This is a genomic window from Gleimia coleocanis DSM 15436, assembly GCF_000159015.1.
Taxonomy (GTDB): domain Bacteria; phylum Actinomycetota; class Actinomycetes; order Actinomycetales; family Actinomycetaceae; genus Gleimia; species Gleimia coleocanis.
This window is the reverse complement of the sequence record NZ_DS999540.1, coordinates 224394-226603: the sequence shown is the minus strand read 5'-3', so window position 1 is coordinate 226603 and position 2210 is coordinate 224394. Positions and strand designations below refer to the sequence as shown.

The 2210-nt window shown below is 58.0% G+C and carries 4 protein-coding genes; 2 read left to right on the top strand and 2 right to left on the bottom strand.

Annotation, left to right across the window (positions count from 1 at the left end; genetic code table 11):
- Window positions 1-87: 87 nt before the first annotated feature.
- Complete coding sequence (locus HMPREF0044_RS01285; protein ID WP_006546291.1) at window positions 88-297, bottom strand: recombinase family protein; 210 nt, start codon at window positions 295-297, stop codon at window positions 88-90.
- Between the two features lie 350 nt (window positions 298-647).
- On the opposite strand from HMPREF0044_RS01285, the gene cmtR reads away from it, so the two are divergent.
- Both cmtR and HMPREF0044_RS01270 read left to right on the top strand, forming a co-directional pair.
- The gene (gene cmtR / locus HMPREF0044_RS01275; protein ID WP_006546290.1) at window positions 648-1007 is read left to right on the top strand and encodes a Cd(II)/Pb(II)-sensing metalloregulatory transcriptional regulator CmtR; all 360 of its coding nucleotides are present in this window, start codon (window positions 648-650) and stop codon (window positions 1005-1007) included.
- Window positions 1007-1603 (top strand): cadmium resistance transporter, encoded by a 597-nt coding sequence (locus HMPREF0044_RS01270; protein ID WP_006546289.1) that lies wholly within the window; start codon window positions 1007-1009, stop codon window positions 1601-1603. The genes cmtR and HMPREF0044_RS01270 overlap by 1 nt, the downstream gene beginning before the upstream one ends.
- Window positions 1604-1805: 202 nt before the next feature.
- Here HMPREF0044_RS01270 and HMPREF0044_RS01265 read toward each other — a convergent pair.
- Window positions 1806-2210: DDE-type integrase/transposase/recombinase (locus HMPREF0044_RS01265; protein WP_006546288.1), on the bottom strand; the 405-nt coding region annotated here is incomplete at its 5' end.

Here is a 2210-nt window from a genome sequence, read left to right as displayed (position 1 = left end):
TGATTCGAGGAATCGACCTTGATGGGATCAGCCAAGGTGCGCACCCCGACCTCACGCTCCTGAAGGTCATGGATCAGGTTGAGAGTGTCACGGACGGTGCGACCCAGCCGGGTCGAGGGTGTGGACGACGATGGCATCTCCCGCGCGGGCTTGCTGGAGTCCGAGCCGATTCGTGGTGAATCCGGATTTCTTGTCGACGTAGATGTATTTATCCGCAACACCTTCTTTACGGAGCGCGTCGATCTGACGGCCGAGGTCTTGTTTTGCGGTGGAAACCCGGGCGTAACCAATATCCATAACCCCCAGCGTGCCGGAAGTCTATTCTGCAACAGCTTTCGCGAGTCAATTCGTTGGAATAGCTTGTGGAACAGTCCTCTCCTGGGACTATGTATTTTCAATTGGTTTCATTAAGGGCGTCTCACTTCCTTGGAAGTGGGACACCTTGATCGGTACGTGGGCCGCCACTGACCTGGGCCGGAAGCTGCCGGCAATAGCCCTCACCTTTAAATCACGTCGGGAACACCGCCAACTAGGCAGCCGCTTCCTTCCTGCGCAGTGAAGGCCTCAGCCTGAAAGTGCAGACGGCCTCTCGCAACGACACCACCCCATGTTGAAGTTAGTTCAGTAACAGCTGTATAGTTTAGTATATGCTGACTATTTCTTCTCATCTAGACGTGATGAACCGGTTGGGTCGGGCCATGGCGGATCCGACTCGTTCCCGCATTCTCCTGGCGCTGCTGGAGGGGCCAGCCTACCCGGCCGCTCTCGCCCAGGATCTGGAACTGACGCGCTCGAACGTGTCAAACCATCTCGCTTGCCTGAGGGACTGCGGAATTGTTGTCGCCGAACCGCAGGGGCGACAGACCCGCTACGAGATCGTTGATGCTCATCTGGCGCAGGCGTTGAACGCGTTGCTGGATATCACCCTGGCCGTCGATGACAACGCCGAATGCATCGAAGCCGGATGCGCCGTACCTGGGTGTGTCACTGGACAGGAGAGTGTGTAGTGGTAACCGGTCTACTGTCGGCGATTGGTCTGTTTATCGCCACCAATATCGACGACATCATCGTGCTCTCGCTGTTTTTTGCCCGCGGGGCGGGGCAAAAAGGGACCACGCTTCGGATTCTGGTTGGGCAGTACCTCGGCTTCATGGGCATCCTCGCGGCCGCAGTCCTGGTCATGCTGGGGGCAGGAGCATTCCTACCTGCTGAGGCGATCCCGTACTTCGGACTAATTCCCCTGACCCTGGGACTACGGGCGGCCTGGCAGGCTTGGCGAAGCGATGATGACGACGATGATGATGCGAAGATCGCCGGGAAAAAGGTGGGTGTGATGACCGTCGCCGGTGTGACGTTTGCCAACGGTGGCGACAATATCGGCGTCTACGTCCCGGTCTTCCTCAACGTGGACACTGCCGCCGTCATCATCTACTGCATCGTTTTCCTCGTCCTGGTGGCAGGCCTGGTCCTGCTGGCAAAGTTCGTGGCCACCCGCCCGCCCATCGCAGAAGTCCTTGAGCGCTGGGAGCACGTGCTGTTCCCGATTGTCCTGATCTGCCTGGGCATCTTCATCCTCGTCAGCGGCGGCGCCTTCGGCCTCTAATAAGCCCATCCCGAGTGAACTGACCCCCATTTTCTGGACTGGGTTAATTCTAAATGGTTAGGGTCTTTGCGAGGGCCTGGTTCCGATACTGCATCGGGGCCAGGCCCTTGAATCGTTCTTGGAGGGTGCTGTTGCAAAGTTGGGCGGAGAGCAGCGAAGACTCAGTTTCTCATCCCCTGATGGCCGTTGCGTGTGGGTGTTGTTAGGCCGTCTCGGAGACCCGGTTGACGATCACCGCGTCCGGGTTCGGTTGCCCGTAGGCAAACATCGCGCCTTGCCCTTTCCGCAATGAGTGCATCGCCTCCATCCCTTTCAACGTCCGATATGCAGATGTCCGGTTCTTAAACGCGCCTTTCGGCCCGAGGATCTGCTTCAGCCGACCATGGTCGCCTTCCAGGATGTTGTTGAGGTATTTCACCTGCCGTTGTTCCACTGTTGGCGGGCCGATTCCCTCTGATTTCAACTCGGCGATTGCCATGGCTAGGGAGGGTGCTTTATCGGTGTTGATCACTCTGGGATACCCGGCTGACGCATTGGATCTGACGGCCTTGGCCAGGAAACGCTTCGCTGCGGCTACGTTCCGCTTCGGAGAGAGGTAAAAAGTCCA